Source organism: Bacteroides sp. AF25-5LB, assembly GCF_003602965.1.
Taxonomy (GTDB): Bacteria; Bacteroidota; Bacteroidia; order Bacteroidales; family Bacteroidaceae; genus Bacteroides; species Bacteroides uniformis.
The window spans coordinates 13,955-35,388 of record NZ_QTMC01000025.1; the positions used below are offsets into that span (position 1 = coordinate 13,955).

General features: G+C 48.0%; 20 protein-coding genes. 2 read left to right on the top strand and 18 right to left on the bottom strand.

Annotated features, from left to right (window positions below):
* Positions 1-83: 83 nt before the first annotated feature.
* The 6 genes from DWY57_RS19340 to dnaN form a co-directional block, all read right to left on the bottom strand.
* Positions 84-1,787 (bottom strand): serine protease, encoded by a 1,704-nt coding sequence (locus DWY57_RS19340; protein WP_119962292.1) that lies wholly within the window; start codon positions 1,785-1,787, stop codon positions 84-86.
* 3 nt (positions 1,788-1,790) lie between these two features.
* The gene (gene rlmB, locus DWY57_RS19345; protein WP_005831382.1) at positions 1,791-2,531 is read right to left on the bottom strand and encodes a 23S rRNA (guanosine(2251)-2'-O)-methyltransferase RlmB; all 741 of its coding nucleotides are present in this window, start codon (positions 2,529-2,531) and stop codon (positions 1,791-1,793) included.
* Between the two features lie 28 nt (positions 2,532-2,559).
* Positions 2,560-4,230, bottom strand: coding sequence for a DNA repair protein RecN (gene recN, locus DWY57_RS19350; RefSeq protein ID WP_098032763.1), 1,671 nt, complete (start codon positions 4,228-4,230; stop codon positions 2,560-2,562).
* Between the two features lie 26 nt (positions 4,231-4,256).
* The gene (gene coaBC / locus DWY57_RS19355) at positions 4,257-5,486 is read right to left on the bottom strand and encodes a bifunctional phosphopantothenoylcysteine decarboxylase/phosphopantothenate--cysteine ligase CoaBC (protein WP_119962293.1); all 1,230 of its coding nucleotides are present in this window, start codon (positions 5,484-5,486) and stop codon (positions 4,257-4,259) included.
* Positions 5,487-6,257 (bottom strand): 3'-5' exonuclease, encoded by a 771-nt coding sequence (locus DWY57_RS19360; protein WP_005831385.1) that lies wholly within the window; start codon positions 6,255-6,257, stop codon positions 5,487-5,489.
* 138 nt (positions 6,258-6,395) lie between these two features.
* Positions 6,396-7,520: a DNA polymerase III subunit beta gene (gene dnaN / locus DWY57_RS19365; RefSeq protein ID WP_005831387.1), complete on the bottom strand. Its 1,125-nt coding sequence runs from the start codon at positions 7,518-7,520 to the stop codon at positions 6,396-6,398.
* A gap of 187 nt (positions 7,521-7,707) precedes the next feature.
* Between dnaN and DWY57_RS19370 the strand changes: the two genes are divergently transcribed.
* A complete protein-coding gene (locus tag DWY57_RS19370; protein WP_117600316.1) occupies positions 7,708-8,076 on the top strand; it encodes a DUF3127 domain-containing protein in 369 nt (122 codons plus the stop codon).
* Positions 8,077-8,240: 164 nt separating this feature from the next.
* Here the strand turns inward: DWY57_RS19370 and DWY57_RS19375 are convergent, their stop codons facing one another.
* The 5 genes from DWY57_RS19375 to DWY57_RS19395 form a co-directional block, all read right to left on the bottom strand.
* Entirely contained in the window at positions 8,241-9,881 is a 1,641-nt protein-coding gene (locus DWY57_RS19375) for a DUF3352 domain-containing protein (protein ID WP_117965309.1), read from the bottom strand.
* A 72-nt stretch (positions 9,882-9,953) separates the two neighbouring features.
* Positions 9,954-10,721, bottom strand: a complete 768-nt coding sequence (locus DWY57_RS19380) for an MBL fold metallo-hydrolase (RefSeq protein ID WP_117600318.1) — start codon at positions 10,719-10,721, stop codon at positions 9,954-9,956.
* A 70-nt stretch (positions 10,722-10,791) separates the two neighbouring features.
* Positions 10,792-11,778: a UDP-N-acetylmuramate dehydrogenase gene (gene murB, locus DWY57_RS19385; RefSeq protein ID WP_117965311.1), complete on the bottom strand. Its 987-nt coding sequence runs from the start codon at positions 11,776-11,778 to the stop codon at positions 10,792-10,794.
* A 17-nt stretch (positions 11,779-11,795) separates the two neighbouring features.
* Positions 11,796-12,644, bottom strand: a complete 849-nt coding sequence (locus DWY57_RS19390; RefSeq protein WP_117600411.1) for a DUF4348 domain-containing protein — start codon at positions 12,642-12,644, stop codon at positions 11,796-11,798.
* Between the two features lie 20 nt (positions 12,645-12,664).
* Positions 12,665-13,621: an NAD-dependent epimerase/dehydratase family protein gene (locus DWY57_RS19395; RefSeq protein WP_117600320.1), complete on the bottom strand. Its 957-nt coding sequence runs from the start codon at positions 13,619-13,621 to the stop codon at positions 12,665-12,667.
* 154 nt (positions 13,622-13,775) lie between these two features.
* On the opposite strand from DWY57_RS19395, the gene kbl reads away from it, so the two are divergent.
* Positions 13,776-14,963 (top strand): glycine C-acetyltransferase, encoded by a 1,188-nt coding sequence (gene kbl, locus DWY57_RS19400; protein WP_119962297.1) that lies wholly within the window; start codon positions 13,776-13,778, stop codon positions 14,961-14,963.
* Positions 14,964-15,028: 65 nt separating this feature from the next.
* Here the strand turns inward: kbl and DWY57_RS19405 are convergent, their stop codons facing one another.
* The 7 genes from DWY57_RS19405 to hisA form a co-directional block, all read right to left on the bottom strand.
* Positions 15,029-15,511 carry a ferritin gene (locus DWY57_RS19405; protein WP_117600321.1) on the bottom strand — a complete coding sequence of 161 codons (483 nt, stop codon included), beginning with the start codon at positions 15,509-15,511 and terminating at the stop codon, positions 15,029-15,031.
* A 135-nt stretch (positions 15,512-15,646) separates the two neighbouring features.
* Positions 15,647-16,807: a diaminopimelate decarboxylase gene (lysA, locus tag DWY57_RS19410; RefSeq protein WP_117600322.1), complete on the bottom strand. Its 1,161-nt coding sequence runs from the start codon at positions 16,805-16,807 to the stop codon at positions 15,647-15,649.
* A 147-nt stretch (positions 16,808-16,954) separates the two neighbouring features.
* Complete coding sequence (locus DWY57_RS19415) at positions 16,955-18,274, bottom strand: aspartate kinase (RefSeq protein WP_117600323.1); 1,320 nt, start codon at positions 18,272-18,274, stop codon at positions 16,955-16,957.
* A gap of 115 nt (positions 18,275-18,389) precedes the next feature.
* On the bottom strand, positions 18,390-19,091 hold the full coding sequence (locus DWY57_RS19420; RefSeq protein ID WP_117600324.1) for an ATP-binding cassette domain-containing protein: 702 nt from the start codon (positions 19,089-19,091) through the stop codon (positions 18,390-18,392).
* Between the two features lie 71 nt (positions 19,092-19,162).
* On the bottom strand, positions 19,163-19,768 hold the full coding sequence (hisIE, locus tag DWY57_RS19425) for a bifunctional phosphoribosyl-AMP cyclohydrolase/phosphoribosyl-ATP diphosphatase HisIE (RefSeq protein WP_117600325.1): 606 nt from the start codon (positions 19,766-19,768) through the stop codon (positions 19,163-19,165).
* Positions 19,769-19,888: 120 nt separating this feature from the next.
* Positions 19,889-20,644, bottom strand: coding sequence for an imidazole glycerol phosphate synthase subunit HisF (hisF, locus tag DWY57_RS19430; RefSeq protein ID WP_117600326.1), 756 nt, complete (start codon positions 20,642-20,644; stop codon positions 19,889-19,891).
* Positions 20,645-20,700: 56 nt separating this feature from the next.
* Complete coding sequence (gene hisA / locus DWY57_RS19435) at positions 20,701-21,423, bottom strand: 1-(5-phosphoribosyl)-5-[(5-phosphoribosylamino)methylideneamino]imidazole-4-carboxamide isomerase (protein WP_117600327.1); 723 nt, start codon at positions 21,421-21,423, stop codon at positions 20,701-20,703.
* Positions 21,424-21,434 lie beyond the last annotated feature (11 nt).

Below are 21,434 nucleotides of genomic sequence, written 5' to 3' on the forward strand. Positions count from 1 at the left end.
GACTTAACTCATTTAACACGGGGGAGTTCCCCAAAACAGAGGCTCTGCTTGCGAAAGCAGAGCCTTTATTCTATCCCATCCCTTTACTTGCAATGCTTCTCTATCAAAGCATCCACATTGGGGTCACCCAATTCCTTTGCCTTGGCAAAGCTGGCACAAGCTTCCTTGTCCTTCTTCATCTGCAGCTGGGCGATACCCATCAGACGGTAGGCCTCGGCATACTTAGGGTCTTTCTCCAGAGCAGCCTTCAGCACATTCAACGCCTCTTCGTAACGTCCCACGCGAAGATTCACCACTGCCAGTTCGGCACGGTAAGTCAAATCCTCCGGATTCAGTTCGATGGCTTTCGCCATATCGTCCAGCGCACGCTGGTACTGCTTGGCCTTCAAAGCAGCCTGCTCACGGTAATAGTAGAACATGTCGTTCACTTTACCGTTCACGGCATTGTAATAGGCGTCATAATCCAGCATGGCATTACGCGCCTGGTCTGCATTCATACGGGCTTGGGCACGCTCCAGCAAGTAAGGGGCGGTTTCCTCCGTATAGGGCTGGGTAAAGCGGGCCACACAACTGTCCATCAGAGCCAGTACCTCCTCGGCAGGCGCCTGCATCAATTCCTTGGTCTTGGCGGCACTGAAGAAGGTGGCCGGAGAGGCCAGAATGGTCTTATTCACTTTATCATAGCTGGTAAATGCCGACGGATAGTCCTGCTTGGCAAACTGGATGTCACCCTCCAACTGGACATAAACCGGAAGCTCGTCAATGGCTATCGCTTTCCGTACCTCGTCCAAAGCCTTGTCGAGCGACCAGTCCTTATAAACTTTCTCGGGCTTGCCCAATGCATAATTATAGATTATCTTGGCCCGGTTGTAATACACATCATCTTTCTTTGCGGCAACCTCCAAAGCCTTATCCATATCTGCGGCGACCTTATCCATGGAAGCATCTTCACGGGACATGAACAGATGCTGGGAAGCACGGCGCAGATAACCGTCGGCACTGGCAGGATATTGTGCAATGAAATCATTCAGAGTCTCCATATACTTCTCCGGAGACAGTTGGGAAGAAGCCATGTAGAGGAACACCAAAGCCTGCTCTTCGGTATCGGGCAATGCCTTCTTGATACCGATGCCCTTCAATGACATATCTCCATAAGACAATGCGGAGATATTCTGCGACATGGCGAAATTGGCATCAATGGCATAGCAGATGGTAGCCGTGTCTTGTCCGGAGGACTTCTGCGCAAGGCCGAAGACCTGCCCGTCCACAGTCATCAGCGGACAACTCACCATCTTGTCCTTCAAACGCATATCAAGTGTATAATAGGAATAGTTACCGGAAATCTTATCAGCTTCCTTTACTTTCCCGGCAGTGAAGGAACGGTCCTTCTGGGTGGAATAAGGCAGCAGATATACATCCGCACCGACGGCCGGAGCCACAGCAGCCAAAGTGAGTGCCGTGACTTTCTTTCCGGGGATGCCGACACGGAACTTGACAACATCGTACATGTCATCAGCTCCCATAATGGCCTCCACCGGCATCTGTGCCCCGTCCGAGCTCATCACAACGGCGCGCCGGGCACCTTTGAACAAGGTGTAGTCAGAAAGCGCAACGCCATCTTCAGTGACAAAAAAGCCGTTTCCAGTATTCAGTATCTTATCGTCCTGGTCGTAGGTCACCACCGAAAAAACGGCACGTTTGGCTTTGTCTACCCACTTCGGGGCTTGTGCCACACTCCACTGAGCCAATAAACAGAGAGTGAGCATCAACAGCAATTTCTTTTTCATATCTTAGTTGGTTCTTTGTTTTACCGCTTCATAAATCAAAATGCCGGCTGCAACGGAAACATTGAGGGACTCGATGGTTCCCAACATGGGAATCTTCACCCACTCGTCACACAACGCCAGGTTGTCATAGGACACCCCCTTGTCTTCGGCACCCATAATGATGCACATCGGACCGGTATAGTCGGCTTTGGTATAGTCGTAATCGCCTTTCTCCGTGGCTGCCACGATATGGAAACCACTATTCTTGAGGAATTGCAGGGTCTCTTTCAGGCTGTGTTCGCGGCAAACGGGCAAAGTGTGCAAGGCTCCTGCCGAGGTTTTCATGGCATCTGCGTTGACAGATACACTGTTCCGTGCAGGGATAATCACGGCATCTACCGCCGCACACTCGCAAGTACGGGCAATGGCACCGAAATTGCGGACATCCGTGATGCCGTCGAGCATCACAAACAGAGGATTCTTGCCCTGCTCGAAAAGGAAAGGTACCAAGTCCTCCGTCTTCTGGTAAGTGACTGAAGAGATGAAGGCAATCACTCCCTGGTGATTCTTCCGCGTCACGCGGTTGATGCGTTCCACCGGAACGCGCTGTACCGGTATCAAAGTCCCTTTCAAGACAGCGAACAGCTCTTTTGACAAATCACTCTGAATGTCCTTCTTTACCAATATCTTGTCTATCTCTTTTCCTGCCTGAATGGCTTCTATCACGGCACGAACGCCGAAAATCATTTCACTGTTATCAACCATATATGGGTATTTACTATTTGACGATTTACTATTTACTATTTGATACTTCCAGCAATGCTCTGGCATTGTTCAGTGCGGCTTCGGTCAGCTTAGCACCACTCAGCATATGGGCTATTTCTTCCACACGTTCATCGTCGGTCAGACGACGGATGTGACTGTTTGTTTCCGTCTCGTTGTCCTGCTTGTACACCTTATAATGGGCGCGTCCGCGGGCAGCAATCTGGGGCAGATGGGTGATACTGATTACCTGGCGGTCCTGCTCGCCCATCTCCTGCATGATATCCGCCATGCGGTCGGCTATCTCGCCGGAGACTCCGGTATCTATTTCGTCGAATACAATGGTAGGAAGCTTGACGGCACCGGCTATCATTGCCTTGATGGAGAGCATGACGCGGGCTATTTCACCACCCGAAGCTACGGAGGAGACGCTTTGCAATGCCCCGTTCTTATTCGCGGAAAACAAGAAGTTCACAGTATCCGCCCCGTGTATGCCCGGCTCTTTGCGGGCACCTATCTCTACCTGGAAACGGACATTGGGCATGCCCAACGGAACCAGCCGCGCAGCCATCTGCTTCTCCACTTCACGGGCAACGGCAGTACGCGCCTTGGTGAGGACGGCAGCCTGCTTTTTCACCTTATTATATAAAGCGTCGCAACGCGCTTTCAGTTCCTCGATGTGCTCGTCGGACGAAGTGATGGCGGAGAGTTTGGCGGCGTATTCATCCGTCAGCGCCAGAAGTTCACCGACAGTGGAAACGCGGTGCTTCTGTTGGAGCGTATAAATCAAGTTCAGACGTTCGTTCACTTCATCCAGACGTTCGGGGTTGAACTCTATTTCATCCTCCTTACCCGACACTTCCTGCGAAATATCCTTCAACTCGATATAAGTGCTTTCCATGCGTTCGGCAAGTTCCCCGGCAACCGGATAAACCCTCTGCAGGCCGAGCATCGTATTCAGGCATTCCTTCAGCCCGGACAACAAGCCTCCTTCGTCCGAGTAGAGCGTCTGCCCTACCCGATAGAGTCCGGCCTTTATCTCTTCCGCATGGCTCAGCGTATCTGCCTCTTGCTCCAGCTCCTCCTGCTCACCGGCAGACAAGTGTGCCTCTTCCAACTGTTCCAGTTGGAAACGGATATAGTCTTCGTCCGACTTATCCTGATTGGCACGGGCAACAAGGGCCTCCAAATCCTGCTGTGCCTGCTTCCATGCTCCGAAGATATGCTGGTAAGCAGACAAGGCCTCTTCGTTATGCGACAAGATGTCCAGTACATTCAACTGAAACCCTTCCTTGTTCAGCAATAGGTTCTGATGCTGGGAATGCACGTCAATCAGCTGTTCTCCCAACTCCTTCATCTGAGCCAATGAAGCAGGCGTGTCATTGATGAATGCCCGGCTCTTGCCCGAAGCGGACACCTCGCGGCGCAGGATGCATTCTTCCTCGTACTCCAACTCATTCTCCTCAAAGAAAGGCTGCATACCGTAAGCGGAAATATCAAAACGGGCCTCGATAATGCACTTCGAAGCTCCTACACGAATGGCTTTCACATCGGCACGCTGTCCCAGCAGCAGACCGATGGCACCCAGAATAATGGATTTTCCAGCACCGGTCTCACCCGTTATCACCGAGAAACCGCTGCTGAAGCTGATATCGAGCTTTTCAATAAGCGCATAATTCTGTATGTAAAGCGAACGCAACATAAGGATATTGACGATTTGACGATTTACTATTTACTATTTAAATCTTTCACCAGACGGTCTACGATGTCGGCAGCCACTTCGGCTTTGGACTTCAAGGGGTAGTCCGTCTTTCCCTGGTGGTCTATGATACTGATTTTATTGGTATCGCAACGAAAACCGGCTCCCTTGTCGTTCAGGGAGTTCAGCACGATGAAGTCCAGATTCTTGCGGTTGAGCTTGTCTTCCGCATTCATCTGCTCGTTATGAGTCTCAAGGGCAAAGCCTACGAGGAGGCGCCGTTGGTGCTCTGTATCGTTCTTCAGATTACCTAAGAAAGCGGCTATGTCGCGGGTAGGTTTCAAGTTCAAACTCATCTCCCCGGTCTTTTCGCGCTTGATTTTCTCATCGGCAACTTGTTCGGGAGTATAGTCTGCCACAGCAGCCGTCAAGATGGCGGCATCGGCATGGACAAAGGCTGCGGATGCAGCATCGAACATCTCCTGCGCCGACTCTACCGCATGGTATTGATGCATCGGAAAATAAGTGGTCTGCTGCACCGGACCGGCAATCAGTATCACCTTGGCTCCCCTTGCAGCGCATTCGTCTGCCAAGGCAAATCCCATCTTACCGGAAGAATAGTTGCCGATGAAGCGCACCGGGTCTATCTTCTCATAAGTAGGTCCTGCGGTTATCATCACTGTCTTCCCCACCAGGTCTCCCTCTTTGGCAGCAAAGTACATTTCCAGATGGCAAATGATATTCTCCGGTTCCTCCATACGGCCTTTCCCCACCAGATGGCTGGCGAGTTCTCCCGTAGCGGGTTCTATGATGTGGTTTCCATAAGAACGGAGTATATCCAGATTCTTTTGGGTGGAAGGATGGGCATACATGTCCAGGTCCATGGCAGGCGCCACAAACACCGGAGCTTTGGCGGAAAGATAGGTGGTAATCAGCATATTGTCTGCCACGCCATTCGCCATCTTGCCGATGGTGGAAGCCGTAGCCGGGGCTATCAGCATGGCATCTGCCCACAGACCGAGGTTCACATGACTGTTCCAGGTGCCATCACGTTGTGCAAAGAACTCACTGATAACCGGTTTGCTAGTCAGGGCAGAGAGCGTGATGGGGGTAATAAATTCCTTACCGGCAGGCGTAATGACCACCTGCACCTCTGCACCACGCTTAATCAGTCCGCGAATAATATAACATGCTTTATAGGCTGCAATGCTGCCAGTAATGCCCAATACTATTTTCTTCCCTTTCAGTATATTTGCCATTTATTTCTGAGTCATTTCACGCAGACGTATCTTGGTCAGCGTGGCTTTGGTATTCAAAGTAAAATCACTGTTCAGAATCCAACTGTAATAGCCGGGATCGCGCTTCAGGACATCGGATACCGACATGCCCTTGTACTTGCCGAAGTTGAATACTTCCACACCTTTGTCATCGTAAACCATACGACCGGCAAAGTCCACATTCTTGTTGAAGCTGGAATAGTCGGCAAGGAAAGCCACGTCATTCTGCAACTCCGGATAGCGGTCCAACTGCGACATCAGCACCTCGTAGGTGGCACGTGTATCAGCCTCTGCCGTATGGGCGTCTTCCAAATTCTTGCCGCAATAGAATTTATAGGCAGCAGACAGCGTGCGTTGCTCCATCTTGTGGAAGATGACCTGCACGTCCACAAACTTGCGGCGGCTCATGTCAATGTCCACACCGGCACGAAGGAACTCTTCCGCCAGGACGGGGATATCAAAACGGTTGGAGTTGAAGCCCGCCAAGTCGCATCCTTCAATGTCATTGGCAATGTTGCGCGCCACTTCCTTGAATGTGGGGCAGTCGGCTATATCGGCATCGTAGATGCCATGAACGGCAGATGCTTCGGCAGGAATGGGCATTTCGGGATTGATACGCATGGTTTTGGACTCCTCATTCCCGTTGGGATATACCTTGAGGTAACAAATTTCGACAATTCGGTCTGAGTTGATATTGGTACCCGTAGTCTCCAAATCAAAAAAGACTATCGGATTTTTCAGATTCAATTTCATTGTTTTTTCGTTTTATAAGCTCTGGCTATGAGCTATAAATTATAAGTTTAACTTACAAGCCACGAGCTACAAGTACCGTGCGGCATAATTGCGCAGCCACTTGTAGCTCGTAGCTCATAATCCGATTGCTAATATTCATCAGTCATTCAGCATCATCGGCATCAGCAGCATCAGCAAGTCTTCGTTCTCTTCCTGCTCTACCGGAATAATGACACCTGCACGTGAAGGATCTGCCAGTTCGATAACGATTTCATCGGCAGAAATGTTATTCAGAATGTCAATCAGGAAAGTGGACTTGAAACCGATGCTCATCGGATTGCCCGCATACTGGCAAACCAGTGTTTCTTCGGCCGATGTAGAGAAATCGATGTCCTGTGCGGAGATGACAATTAGATTCTCCTGCATACGCAGCTTGATAAGGCTGCTTGCCTGCGAAGAAAAAATGGACACACGGCGCAAAGCACCGAGCAGTTGCAGGCGGTCTACCGTCACTTTATAAGGGTTGTTCTGCGGAATCACAGAGTTGTAGTTGGGATAGCGACCTTCGATAAGACGGCACACCATGCGGTAGCTTTCCAGTGTGAACACAGCGTTGCGTTCGTCGAACTCGATAGTCACCATGCCTTGCTCTTTCGGCAGCAGATTCTTCATCAGCGAAGCCGGCTTCTTGGGCAGGATAAAGGCGGCACGTTCGTTACCTTTGGCGGCCAGTGTCTTGCAGCGCACCAGCTTATGACCGTCTGATGCCACCATCGTGATGTCCTCCGTTGTGATATCGAAATAGATACCGTTCATCACGGGACGAAGCTCGTCATCAGCCGTAGCAAACACGGCACGGTTGATACCACCCAGCAACACTTGTGCATCCATTTCCACACGTACGGCATTGTCACCCAACATGGCAGACTGAGGGAACTCGTCCGCATTCTGCCCCATCAGGCTGTATTTACCGTTCTGATACTGTACCGTGATTTCAAGGGAATCCGTATTGATTTCAAAAGTCAACGGTTGTTCGGGAATTTCCTTCAAAGCGTCCAAAAGGGTTTTGGCTGTGACGGCAAAACGGCCGTCCATATCACTTTCATTCACTTCGACCGTAGTGACCATCGTCGTTTCACTGTCGGAAACAGTTGCAGACAAGGTTCCGTCTTGCAGTTCAAAGAGGAAACAATCCAAAATAGGCAACGCATTCTTCGAATTAATCACACGGCTGATAGCCTGCAAATGACTGGAGAGCGCAGTACTCGAAACGATAAATTTCATATCTTCTGTATATTTAAGTTTTTTATTTTGCTAACGTCTTAGAAACCGTTTTTATATTTTTCAAACTGACGGACAAAGTTAAAAAAAGAATTCCCTACGACAAAGAAATAGCAAGAAAAAACAGCCGAATATTCGTCTCATATTCCTAAAAAATTGTAACTTCGCCGCATCATTTAAAAAGAAAACAATGGAATTTACAGGAAAAATCATCGCTATACTCCAGCCCAGAGGCGGAGTTTCCAAGTCGGGTAACGAATGGAAAGCACAGGAATATGTGATTGAAGATCATGGTCAATACCCGCGTAAAATGTGTTTTGACGTGTTTGGAGCAGACAAAATAGAACAGTTCAATATTCAGATGGGTGAAGAGTTGACAGTATCTTTTGATATAGACGCACGCCAATGGCAAGACCGTTGGTTCAACAGTATTCGCGCATGGAAGATAGAACGCGTAAGCACTGCCGCACCCACTCCGGGCGCTCCCGTTCCGCCGCCAGCTCCCACTGCCGCACCGGAATTCCTCGCAGGGGATGCAAAGGATGACTTGCCGTTCTAAAACTAAGTTATAACTCACCACAAAATTGTACAGATTAACGCATATTACCCTAAAACATTGATAATCGACATCTTCAATTGCAGCAATCTGTGTAATTCTGTGGTGAATGTATATTTTGACTTTCCTTGTGCCTATTATCCCTCAGCACACTACAGCACGACTGATTAATCATCCCCCTTATAAAGCAATACAATATTCGGATAAACCACCCCTTCTGTACAAGTGAACTGTACTGCAAGCATGAAGTGACGGAAGAAGTTGGATTGGCGGAAGAAGAAGTTCGGTATCAGACGCACATACGTTTCCGGCTGACTCAGCATCATCTCCATATCCACCATCATTACAAAATTATATATGGGTGAAAGACTGCCGATACCCTCTTCATACACCGGTGTTCCGTCCAATACATCTCCACTCTCCACCGCTTCAATATAGGCAGAAAGGCTCAGTGCATCAGGAGCCAGCAACAGACTACCCCGATAGAAACAGGCAAAGGTATAAAGGGCAGACTCCGTGATACCCGTCAACTGGGTAAGCAGCGTGTTACGGGGCAGCACATATTTAGAAAACCTCCTTGCTTTGGGATACAACGAATTATTTGAAACCACCTTCGGCATAAGCGGAGCATCCTCTTCCTTGGGAGTACTGTAAAGCAAAGACTGCAAGCAGCGTTCCGCTGCCAGCTCATCCTTGAGAGGAATACACATCACGGCGCAAGGCAGCTTGTCCAACGTGTCTTTCGACTGAAACAAGCAAGACATCACGTTCTCCCCCGCATGCTCATTCAAGTAAGCAATCCACTCTTCGTCGCGCTGCTTGATATAGTCTGAATAGGTGGCCTTGGCATACTCCTGACTGGCAGTGAAGCCAAACCAGGCATCTCTGTCAGACATTGCCCAGCGATCGTAAAAGAAAGTGGAAGACGGAAGCAGAGACCCGGAAAATCCGTCCTCTACCGGCTGCTGCACCCGCAAGGCATTGATAAACGTCTGTGTGGAATCCGATCCGTGGCTGACACCGGAACAATAGATGGCATCTTCATTGAACTTCATGTCAAACTCTGCCCAACTGCCCAGCTGCGTCTGCGAACGAATACCGTCCGTAGTTTTCCCCATACCCACTCCTTTCATACGCACATAGACTGTGGCAGCTACATTGTTGTGTTTGCCCGCGTGCATAGTACGGAAAGAAGGGAGGTTCATCAGGGACTTTTTGCTGCGCCGCGCATCAATCACATGTTCTATCAAACGCTTCTGGAAACTTACAACCAGAAAATCGGGAGTGAAGTAGGCAGCCAGAAAACGACCGTCTGCCATGGGATAGATACGTATCTCCTCTCCCTTGTAATCGAAATACTTGGAAGGGAACGAACTGGAGCAGTACTTCTCCACAAAAGACTCCACTAACTCATAATCACCCGAACCCAAACTGCAATACAATACTTGGTTCATCGGTGTATCTGGCTCGTGAAAGCTAATCAGCATCTTGTTCATCTGTTTACTCAGTCCATGTGGAGTATCTTCCACCAAAGTATACAAATACTTCTTCAAGTAAACAAAAAGCTCCGATACGTATAGAAAATGATTGTCTTTGCTGCAATTCAACTCATTGATATCTTCCACGAGGTCTGCCATACGGTCGGTTTCGAGTATGGCTGTGGCATCTTGCGGCACCAAAGTATAAAGATTGAAATCCTGCCGGTTCTCCACCGAATTCAACCGCAGGAAAGAATACACGCCAAAGCCGGTACATAGCAGCACTATGGACACAACGACAGCTATCTGTATGAGGAGTCGGAGTTTCATGGCATTTATTCATCAACTTTTGGCAAAAATAACATTTTCTACTAATAAAACAAAACAAATGTTTCAAAAAGTTTAGAAATCTATTTCAAGTCCATCGTAGGCAAAGTGCACATGGGGTGGCAGCCGCTTTTCGATGTCAGTATGAAGCCCTGCATGATGGCTCATATGGATAAAATAGGTCTCTTTGGCACCAATACGTCCGGCAGCCTCCAACGCCTCCGAAATACTCTGGTGCGTAGGATGCGGCTTTGGCCGTAAAGCATTCATTACCAAAACATCCAAGCCTTTCAATTGTTCATAAGATTCCTCAGGCATTGTGTGCATATCCGTGATATATCCCAAGCGGCCGCCAATGCGGTAGCCCAGGATGGGAAGCCTGCCGTGCATCACCCGTAAAGGCAGCACCTCCGTCCTGTTGATGTGAAACACTTGCCCCGCCTCCACTTCCTGCAGATAAATACGCGGAACTCCCGGATATACTTTATCGACAAAACAGTAAGGCATCCTTGTCCGCAGATGGGCAGCAGTGTAGGCATCGGAGTAGATAGGAATATCGGCAAAACGACCGAACGGACGCAAATCATCCAGACCGCCCACATGGTCATAATGTTCGTGTGTCACCAGTACGCCGTCTATCTTCTCAAAAGAAGAGGCGCACAGCATCTGTTCCCTGAAGTCAGGACCACAATCTATCAATATCACCGCATCATCCGTATGCAGCAGGGATGACGCACGCAAGCGGTTGTCCCGCGGGTCAGTGGAAGTACAGACCGGACAAGTACAGCCTATCTCAGGCACACCGGTCGAAGTCCCGCTTCCTAATATTCTGAGTTTCCCCATTGACTAAATCAAATAAATTTCTAAAATCAGGTTATATACAACGATGTTTGGGTGTGTCAAAACTCTCTTACTATTTTATCAAACAAACTTCCGGGTGAATATCAATGCCGAATTTCTCGCGGACAGAAGCGCGCACGGCATCTGAAAGAGCGACAATATCCGCTCCCGTGGCACCACCCGAATTCACCAGTACCAACGCCTGCCGATCGTGCACCGCAGCAGGCCCCAGCGCTTTACCTTTCCAGCCACACCGGTCTATCATCCAGGCAGCCGGTATCTTTACCCGGCCGGCATCCACATCATAGTGGGGCATGTCCGGATATTCCCGTTGCAAGGACTCCAACTGCCGACGCGGCACAATGGGGTTCATAAAAAAACTACCCGCATTGCCCAGCACCTTCGGATCGGGCAATTTGCTTTGACGGATGTCTATAATCACCCGGCGCAAAGTTTCCAAATTCAGCACCGGATATTTCTCCAGCTCCTGCTGGATAGTACCGTAACCCAATGTATAATGTTCCCGTTTACCCAGGCAGAAGTTCACATAAGTCACAAACACGGTCTTCATCTCCGGTTGCTTAAACAAGCTCTTTCTGTAAGAGTAGCCGCACTCGTCCACTCCGTAGATACGCTTCTCCCCTGCCATGTTTATGGTTTCCACGGATGTTATCAGGTCCTTTACTTCCACACCATAGGCACCGATATTCTGTACTGCACTCGCCCCTACCTCACCCGGTATCAGCGAAAGGTTCTCGGCACCATACCAACGCCGCTCCACACAGTAGGCCACAAAATCGTCCCATATCACACCGGCGCCCACACGCACCGACACGTGCTCCTCATCCTCTGACGTCACCTCCAGGCCACCGATGCGTGAATGCAGCACCGTGCCTTCATAATCCTTGATAAAGAGCAGGTTGCTCCCTCCACCGATATGTAGCCAAGGTGCAACAACATGTCCTGCCGCAATCAATTCCCGCAGTTCATCCTCCGAACCGTATTCCAGAAATCTTGCAGCAGTAACGTCAATTCCAAATGTATTGGGTATTTTCCTCAAACCTTTCCTCCTCTATTTTAAATGCTCGTGTCTTCATATTTGTACAGCTCCCATCCCTTACCGCGTTTGCGGAAATAGAAGATATTGGAGTACCCGTTGCCTATACCATTTACCTTCAGTATCTTGGTATCCGACAAGTCCTCATTCTTCTGTCCGTAATTGATATTAGACAATCTGTCGGTAGGCATTACCGGACGGAAGGCATACCACTGGTCCACATCCAAAGTAGTTTCCAGGATAGAAAACTCGTCATCAGGGTCTATGGTGATGAATTGTAGCGGATGGCTGATATGCTTGCTTTGATAGACACTGTCCCTCACAAAACGGGTATAGAATTCCACGAAGTCCTCATTTTCACCTTTCTCCATCTCGCGCAGGTTGATGGCCTCGAGCATCCACATTCCCCGCTTCCGCTCAAAATAATAACGCTTCACCATACGCGTTTTCAAGAAAATCCACTCCACTTGTACCGATGTCAGCGTAGTATCACCCACCATGTCCATATCCTCTTCCTTATCAAAAAGCAAGGTGTAACAGTTCTCCTTGGTAAACAGATAATCGTGCTTCCAGAAGTCCGCCTCTATCTTCAGCGGAGTATCACGGTCATAATAGGGCAAAGGAAATACCGTCCTCTGCCTTTGCAGGGCATCATCCGAAGCATAATTGAAGATAAAATCATCAAACAGCTCGTCTGCCACCATCGGCTTCGGTTCTTCCTTCACTTCTGCTTCCTGCAGCGTATCGGCCTTGTAACCGGCCGAATCCACCATTTCCGCAATGGTAGCAAAGGGATCCATTTTCGCCTTTTTGTTTCCACACGAAATCAAAAAGGCGAGTAACAAAAATCCCAATAAAAGTTTTTTCATTCTTTGCGGACCGCTTACGGTCACCTATTTAATTTAGCCTTCAATTTCTCAAGCATGTCTACGGTCATGGACTCCAGGTCATACTGCGGCATCCAGTCCCATTCCTCGCGTGCACAAGAGTCATCCAGAGAGTCGGGCCAGCTATCAGCAATGGCCTGCTTCAGCGGATCAATCTCGTATACCATCTCAAAATCAGGCACATGCTTCTTGATTTCCTGATAAATCTGTTCAGGGTCAAAACTCATGGAGGCGATGTTGAAGGCGTTGCGGTGCTTCAGCCTTGCCGGTGCTGCTTCCATCAGTGAGATGGCCGCATTCAGTGCATCAGGCATATACATCATATCCATATACGTACCGGCCTTCACCGGACATACGAATTTTTCTCCCTTCACGGCAGAGTAGAAAATATCTACCGCATAGTCCGTAGTGCCGCCACCCGGAGGGGTCACGTTCGAAATGATTCCCGGAAAACGTACCGAGCGTGTATCCACACCATATTTTGTATAGTAATAGTCACTCAACAATTCAGTCGTCACTTTAGTCACGCCATACATGGTACGCGGACGCTGGATAGTGTCCTGTGGTGTCTTCACGTGAGGCGTAGCTTCGCCGAACGAACCGATGGAACTCGGGGTAAACACGGCACAATTGTACTCGCGCGCCACTTCAAGTACATTCCACAACCCGTCGATACCGATTTTCCAAGCCATGGCCGGACGGCTTTCGGCAACTACCGAAAGCAAGGCAGCCAGGTTGTAGATTGTATCAATCTTGAACTGACGCGCCACCACCTCGATGGACTGACGGTCTGTCACATCGGCAATAGCCGAAGGACCGGATGCTTTCAATTCTCCCTTGGGCATAGCACTCGGAATGTATCCTGCCACAACATGGTCATCGCCATAACGTTTGCGCAACTCCAGTGTGAGTTCCGATCCAATCTGTCCGGTAGCTCCAATTACCAAAATATTCTTCATACGAGTTATTTATAAGGTTTCGTTATTATATATGGTGCAAATATACACACTTTTTTTTCATATTTCTGCCATATTGTTATTGTTTATTCCAAGAAAAATGATGTTCTTTGTGGGAAATGTAACGACAACGTATTACCTAAAAAATAAAAATGCTATGTACGGTAAAATGAAAGACCATCTCAGCAAGACTATTGCTGAAATAAAAGAAGCCGGACTCTACAAGGAAGAGCGACTGATTAAGAGTGCACAACAAGCTGCCATCACCGTAAAAGGCAAAGAGGTACTGAACTTCTGTGCCAACAACTACCTGGGACTGTCCAACCACCCGCGGCTGATTGCCGCCGCCCAGCAGATTATGGAACACCGCGGATACGGCATGTCGTCCGTACGTTTCATCTGCGGAACGCAGGACATCCACAAGGAGCTTGAAGCAGCCATCTCCGACTACTTCAAGACTGAAGACACCATTCTCTATGCCGCTTGCTTCGACGCCAATGGCGGGGTATTTGAACCCCTCTTCACCGAAGAAGACGCTATTATCTCGGACTCCCTGAACCATGCTTCCATCATTGACGGCGTACGCCTCTGCAAAGCCAAACGCTATCGCTACGCCAATGCCGACATGGCCGACCTGGAAAAATGCCTGCAGGAAGCCCAAGCACAGCGTTTCCGTATCATTGTTACGGACGGGGTATTCTCCATGGACGGCAACGTTGCCCCGATGGACCGAATTTGCGACCTTGCCGAGAAATACGACGCGCTGGTCATGGTGGACGAATCACACTCTGCCGGTGTGGTAGGCCCCACGGGACACGGCGTAAGCGAACAATATGGCACCTACGGACGCGTAGACATCTACACTGGAACTTTGGGCAAAGCCTTTGGCGGCGCTTTGGGAGGATTCACTACCGGACGTAAGGAAATCATTGACCTGCTGCGCCAACGCAGCCGTCCGTACCTCTTTTCCAATTCATTGGCGCCAGGTATCATCGGCGCCAGTCTCGAGGTATTCAAGATGCTTAAAGAGAGTAATACCCTGCATGACAAACTGCTGGAAAACGTGAATTACTTCCGCGACAAAATGACTGCCGCTGGCTTCGACATCAAGCCGACACAGAGCGCCATCTGCGCCGTCATGCTGTATGATGCCAAACTTTCCCAGATTTATGCCGCCCGTATGCAAGAAGAAGGTATCTACGTTACCGGCTTCTACTACCCCGTAGTGCCCAAAGACCAGGCACGCATCCGCGTACAAATTTCTGCCGGACACGAAAAGGAACATCTGGACAAATGTATTGCCGCATTTATTAAGGTGGGGAAAGAGCTTGGAGTGCTGAAGTGAATTATAAGTTATAACCAAACAAAAAAATCCCACGACTGATTAGCCGCGGGATTTTTTGTTGTTTCTTATTTGCGTTCTCCCAACTTTGCATCAACAAAGAAGATTCCGGTAGTACCAGCTTTCTTCACCATATCCACAATACCAGCAGCAGTAGCTTCTTCTTCTACCTGCTCACGTACAAATCCCCAAAGGAAATCTTGTGTAGCCTTATCTTTTTCTGCAGCAGCAACATCCACCAATGCATCAATCATCTTTGAAACACGGCATTCGTGTTCATAAACCTGCTCGAATACTTCCAACGGAGTACCAAAATCATTAGGAACAACATCAATCTTATCCAATTTAGCCTTACCGCCACGCTTGATGATATAAGAAGCCATTTCGCAAGCATGAGCTTTTTCTTCAGAAGCCTGCTTCTTCAACCAAGCAGCTATACCGTTATAACCTTCTTTCTCCATATAGAAAGACATCGCTAAATAAAGATTGGAAGACCACATCTCAGCCGTAATCTGCTCATTAATTGCATTCTGTAATTTTTCTGTAATCATAATCGTATTTATTAAAATTGAAATCATTACAAAAGTAACAAGAAACCTTAAAAGTTGTTCACACAATAACATTTTTTATACAAAAACAAAGGTCTTGGAATGCTTCGTCATCCATGCAACACGTCTCCAGCCGCTCTATACCAGCTCGTCCGATGTATATCCTTGAGGAAGCTCACGGCAGTTATAGCCCGAAGCCATAATTTCACCATAAGCCCCTGCCGAACGGAGGGCGATAAGGTCACCACGCTTCACGCCATTCAAATCAATAGCCTTACCAAATACATCGGAAGACTCGCAGATGGGTCCTACTACATCATAAGCCTGAACCGGCGCATCCGAAGTGATATTCTCTATTTTATGGAACGCTTGGTAGAGTGCCGGACGAATCAAATCCGTCATGCCAGCATCCAAGATGGCAAACTGCTTGTTGGTACCCTGCTTCACATAAAGTACCTGCGAAATCAATGAACCACATTGTCCCACTACCGCACGTCCCAGCTCAAAGTGAAGCGTCTGATGGGGACGAAGTTTCAAATGGCTGCTGTAAGTCTCGAAGTAGCTTTTAAAGTCAGGTATCGGCTGACGGTTGGGGTGACCATAGTCGATTCCGAGCCCCCCCCCCACATTGACGTGCTCAATGCGGATATGACGGGCTTCCAACTTATCTTGTAATTCGTTGACACGGTTACACAAAGCCACGAAATCACCCATATCCAATATCTGGGAACCGATATGGAAATGCAGTCCGATGAGTCTCAGATTCTTCATATTCTGCGCAATGTCTATCACACGGTCCATATCCTGCATACTGATACCGAACTTATTTTCGGCCAGCCCAGTGGTAATATTGGCATGGGTATGGGCACCTACATTGGGATTGATACGGAAAGCCACATTGGCTACCTTACCTTTAGCGGCAGCCAGCTCATTGATAATTTCCAGCTCAGGGACAGATTCCACATTAAAGCAGAAAATATCATAATCCAGCCCCAGATTAATTTCCCAATCAGCCTTACCCACCCCGGCAAAAACAATCTTGCCAGTGGGAAAACCGGCTTTGATGGCAGCACGGATCTCACCGCCACTTACACAGTCGGCACCCAAACCATTCTCGCGGATAATGGCAAGCACTTTGGGATTGGCGTTGGCCTTCACGGCATAATGCACTGAATAATTACCATACTTCGCCGCCTCCGTACGAATGCAGGCAAGCGTATCACGCAAAACCTTTGTATCGTAGTAATAGAAGGGAGTACGCAATTCGCGGAATTTATTGATGGGAAATGTTCCTTTCATATAATAGCTGTAATCTTTGTTTAGTTTTAAAAAAGGAAATGAAAGAAGTGTTTGCAACTCTTTTTAGAGCGTAGATTACGCGGATTGTACGGATAAAAAACAAAAAGAATTCGTACAATCCGCGTAATCTACACCCTAAAAAAATATTTATTCGCCGTTAAACAGCGCATTGCTGAGTGACTGCAACGCCACTTTCTTGTCACACTCTCGGATGAGGAAAGAAATATTATAGTTGCTACCACCGAAAGAAATCATACGTACCGGTATGTCGCGCATGGCATCCAATGCCTTGGCTTCGAAACCGACGTTCTCCCATTCGAGATCGCCCACCACACAGATGATACACATGTCCTTGTCCACCGTCACTGTACCATACTTCTTCAAGTCATCCAGAATTTCATTAAGATGCTTCACATTGTCGATAGATACGGACACACCCACTTCTGAGGTACAAATCATATCAATGGAAGTCTGGTAGCTCTCGAATATCTCGAAAACCTTACGCAAGAATCCGTGAGCAAGCAACATGCGGCTGGACTTTATCTTGATAGCCGTAATGTTGTCCTTGGCAGCCACCGCCTTAATCTTACCCTTCTCCGTATCGTTAGAAATCAGTGTACCCGGAGCAGTGGGGTCCATCGTATTGAGCAGACGGACGGGAATATTGGCATACTTGGCAGGCTGAATGCAGGTGGGGTGCAGAATCTTGGCACCAAAATATGCCAGCTCTGCGGCCTCTTCGAAGTGCAGATGACGCACCGGCGCAGTTTTGTCCACAATACGGGGATCATTGTTGTGCATGCCGTCGATATCCGTCCAAATCTGAATTTCAGAAGCGTTGATGGCAGCACCGATCAGCGAAGCCGTATAGTCGCTTCCGCCACGCTGCAGATTGTCTATCTCTCCGTAGGCGTTACGGCAGATATACCCCTGAGTAATATAAATCTCAGCATCCGGATGTAATTCCAGCTGAATCTGAAGCTTATCCTTGATATAGACCGGATCGGGTTCGGCATTCTTATCCGTACGCATGTATTCTAAAGCCGGAAGCAACACAGACTTCACACCGCATTCCTGCAGATAGTAATTCATCATGGCGGTGGAAATCAACTCGCCCTGAGCCAACACCACCTTCTCCTCAAACAGAGTGAAGAGGTCTTTGGTATAAGAACGGATATAGTCAAAATGAGATTTGATGAGCTCCAAGCCTTTCTGTTTATACTCCGGAGTAGCAAAAAGTTCATCAATGTGCTGGCGATATTTACTTTCCAGCTTGTTGATAATCTCGTTGGCACCTTCCGGATTCTTCTTGTACAGATAGTCCGAAATCTCAACCAATGTGTTTGTGGTACCCGACATGGCAGAGAGAACCACAATCTTACGTTCACCATCGGTAATCAATTTGGCCACTTCCTTCATTCGCTGAGCCGAACCTACTGAAGTACCTCCAAACTTTAAAACTTTCATTTTCGTTTCTGTATTAATTAGTTTATAGTTACAAGCTACGAGCTACAAGTAGGCAGCTACGGAGCTCTATCGTTAATTTCTGTTCTTTATAAGAATCAGTAGTCAGAGATAACTACTAATCATTGGTTATTGTAGGGGCGTATTCTGCCGTAACATCAGTCATCAGGTGGTCTGCGCACCGGTACACCTTACCGGGAAACTCTCGCAGCAACTGCAAGTTGTGCGTGGTCATCACCACCAGTGCGCCGGCTTCACTGATGCCGTGCAGAAGCTCTGCAATAACATGTCCGGTTTCCGAATCCAGGTTTCCGGTAGGTTCATCCGCAAGGATTATCTCCGGAGAGTTGAGAACTGCACGCGCAATCACAATGCGCTGCTGCTCACCGCCCGACAGTTCATTGGGCAACTTATACCCTTTGTTGCTCATCCCCACCAGGTTCAGCACCTCTTCTATTTTGTCCTTAATCTCCCCTTTGCTCTTCCAACCGGTAGCACGGAGAACAAATTCAAGATTGTCGTACACCGTACGGTCTGTCAGCAACTGGAAGTCCTGGAATACGATTCCCAGTTTGCGGCGCAACTGTGGGATGTGCTTACGCTTAATATGGAGCATGTCATACCCCAATACCTCAGCCTTGCCCGATGCAATATCCAGTTCACCATAGAAAGTCTTGAGCAGGCTCGTCTTGCCAGAACCCACTTTACCTACCAAGTACACGAACTCCCCTTTGTGAAGTTCCAAATTCACACCGTTCAGTACGCACAACTCCTGCTGGTGTATCTCTACGTCCGTATATCTTATCAGCGCCTCGCCCACCCCTATTTTAATTTTTAATTTTTAATTTTTAATTTTTAATTGTTAATTTTTAATTATTAATTTTTAATTGTTTAGTGTTTCTTCCACGTCGCACTGTGACGTTCCTCCAATTCACGCGCAAGGTCTTCAATGCGGTATCCTTTGGATGTGAGTAGCACGATGAGGTGATACAACAAATCAGCTCCTTCATAAATCAGGCGTTCGTCCGTACCGTTGCAAGCCTCAATGACAGTTTCCACAGCCTCTTCGCCTACCTTCTGTGCCATTTTGTTGACACCGGACTGGAAAAGACTAGTCGTATAGGAACCTTCGGGCATCTCATCATAACGCTTACAGATAAAATCCTGAAGAAGCTTCAAGAACATAACAGGTTGTTCGTTCTTCTCACCCCAGCAAGTATCTGCACCGGTATGGCAAACCGAGCCTACGGGATGTACCTGCACCAGTAACGTATCCCGGTCACAGTCTTCCTTCATGGAAACCACATTCAGGAAGTTACCACTCTCCTCGCCTTTCGTCCAAAGACGGTTCTTGGTACGACTGAAGAAAGTCACCTTTCCGGTTTCCACCGTCTTGTCATAAGCCTCCTTATTCATAAAGCCAAGCATCAGCACCTTAGCGGTATCTGCATCTTGTATAATCGCCGGAACAAGTCCGTTCATCTTGTCAAAATCCATTTTATTTACGATTTAGCTATTTACTATTTACGATTGAATTATTTTAAGTGACTGGAGACTTATGATTTGCTTGAGTAATCCCAATCGTAAATCGTAAATCGTCCAATCGTAAACTCACCTTCATCCTCTCATCGCAATTCCTTGGGCACAAAGGTACGATTTTAATTCGGGAATTTTGATTTCTCCGAAATGAAAAACACTGGCTGCCAGAGCAGCATCTGCTTTTCCCTGCAAAAAGACATCACGAAAATGCTCTTTGACACCTGCTCCCCCCGATGCAATGATAGGGATGGACAAATTGTCGGCAAGGCTGGAAAGCGCTTCATTGGCATAACCAGTCTTGACACCGTCGTGATTCATGCTAGTGAACAATATCTCGCCCGCACCACGTTCCTGGGCTTCTTTTGTCCACGCAAACAGTTCCTTATCCGTTTCCACACGGCCACCGTTCAAGTAACACCACCATCCCTTCTCAGTCTGTTTGGCATCAACTGCCAGTACACAAACCTGCGAACCGAAGTTCTTCGCAATCTCGTCTATCAATCCGGGACGGCGGATAGCAGAGGAATTGATGGAGATTTTATCGGCACCTGCATTCAGTAGCCTATCCACGTCACCCAGTTCATGAATGCCTCCACCTACAGTAAAAGGAATACTGATATTCGCAGCTATGCGTTTCACCAATTCTGTGAAAGTCTTACGACCTTCAAAACTGGCTGTGATGTCGAGAAAAACCAGTTCGTCGGCACCCTGCTCACTATAAGCACGCGCCAGTTCTACCGGGTCACCTGCCTGGCGGAGGTTCACAAAATTGACACCTTTCACGGTCTGCCCATCTTTTATGTCGAGGCAAGGAATGATTCTTTTTGCTAACACGGCGGTTTGAGTTATGAGTTATAAGTGATTAATTTTTAATTTTCAATTTTCACCTTTCAACCAACAAAGTTTTCCAGCTCTTTGAAGGTAATGCGACCTTCGTACAGAGCCTTACCGAAAATAACGGCAGGTATACCGGCAGTTTCCAGCTGGCGGATATCATCAGCACAACTTACTCCTCCACTGGCTATCAAATAGAGTTCAGGGCGGTGCTCCAATATCTCCTTATACAGCGCTATCGATGGTCCTTGCAGCATTCCATCACAACTGATATCAGTACAGATAACCTTATGAACCCCCTTCTCCACATAGTCTTTCAAGAACGGAAACAGTTCGCAACCACTCTCATCCTTCCAACCATTGACGGCTATTTTATGCTCTTTCACATCAGCGCCAAGAATAATTTTCTCAGAGCCATACATTTGAAGCCATTTGCAGAACAATTCGGGATTCTTCACAGCAATGCTGCCGCCAGTCACCATCTGCGCACCGTTCTCAAAAGCTATCACCAAATCTTCATCACTCTTTACCCCACCTCCAAAATCTATAATAAGAGACGTACGCACAGCTATCTGTTCCAACGTGCGGTAGTTTACCACATGATGGGAAACCGCACCGTCCAAATCGACCACATGAAGTCTGCGGATACCATGAGCCTCCAGTTCCAAGGCCACTTCCACGGGATTTTCATTGTACACCTTCTTGCTGTCATAATTGCCTTGGGAAAGGCGTACACATTTTCCGTCAATAATGTCAATAGCGGGAATCAGTTCTATCATTTCATTTACGA

What these genes read in the sequence shown, in the direction of transcription:
- DWY57_RS19340 (WP_119962292.1), bottom strand. Translation starts at nt 1,787, where the DNA reads ATGAAAAAGAAATTGCTGTTGATGCTCACTCTCTGTTTATTGGCTCAG.
- rlmB (WP_005831382.1), bottom strand. Translation starts at nt 2,531, where the DNA reads ATGGTTGATAACAGTGAAATGATTTTCGGCGTTCGTGCCGTGATAGAA.
- recN (WP_098032763.1), bottom strand. Translation starts at nt 4,230, where the DNA reads ATGTTGCGTTCGCTTTACATACAGAATTATGCGCTTATTGAAAAGCTC.
- coaBC (WP_119962293.1), bottom strand. Translation starts at nt 5,486, where the DNA reads ATGGCAAATATACTGAAAGGGAAGAAAATAGTATTGGGCATTACTGGC.
- DWY57_RS19360 (WP_005831385.1), bottom strand. Translation starts at nt 6,257, where the DNA reads ATGAAATTGAATCTGAAAAATCCGATAGTCTTTTTTGATTTGGAGACT.
- dnaN (WP_005831387.1), bottom strand. Translation starts at nt 7,520, where the DNA reads ATGAAATTTATCGTTTCGAGTACTGCGCTCTCCAGTCATTTGCAGGCT.
- DWY57_RS19370 (WP_117600316.1), top strand. Translation starts at nt 7,708, where the DNA reads ATGGAATTTACAGGAAAAATCATCGCTATACTCCAGCCCAGAGGCGGA.
- DWY57_RS19375 (WP_117965309.1), bottom strand. Translation starts at nt 9,881, where the DNA reads ATGAAACTCCGACTCCTCATACAGATAGCTGTCGTTGTGTCCATAGTG.
- DWY57_RS19380 (WP_117600318.1), bottom strand. Translation starts at nt 10,721, where the DNA reads ATGGGGAAACTCAGAATATTAGGAAGCGGGACTTCGACCGGTGTGCCT.
- DWY57_RS19390 (WP_117600411.1), bottom strand. Translation starts at nt 12,644, where the DNA reads ATGAAAAAACTTTTATTGGGATTTTTGTTACTCGCCTTTTTGATTTCG.
- DWY57_RS19395 (WP_117600320.1), bottom strand. Translation starts at nt 13,621, where the DNA reads ATGAAGAATATTTTGGTAATTGGAGCTACCGGACAGATTGGATCGGAA.
- kbl (WP_119962297.1), top strand. Translation starts at nt 13,776, where the DNA reads ATGTACGGTAAAATGAAAGACCATCTCAGCAAGACTATTGCTGAAATA.
- DWY57_RS19405 (WP_117600321.1), bottom strand. Translation starts at nt 15,511, where the DNA reads ATGATTACAGAAAAATTACAGAATGCAATTAATGAGCAGATTACGGCT.
- lysA (WP_117600322.1), bottom strand. Translation starts at nt 16,807, where the DNA reads ATGAAAGGAACATTTCCCATCAATAAATTCCGCGAATTGCGTACTCCC.
- DWY57_RS19415 (WP_117600323.1), bottom strand. Translation starts at nt 18,274, where the DNA reads ATGAAAGTTTTAAAGTTTGGAGGTACTTCAGTAGGTTCGGCTCAGCGA.
- hisIE (WP_117600325.1), bottom strand. Translation starts at nt 19,768, where the DNA reads ATGGATTTTGACAAGATGAACGGACTTGTTCCGGCGATTATACAAGAT.
- hisA (WP_117600327.1), bottom strand. Translation starts at nt 21,423, where the DNA reads ATGATAGAACTGATTCCCGCTATTGACATTATTGACGGAAAATGTGTA.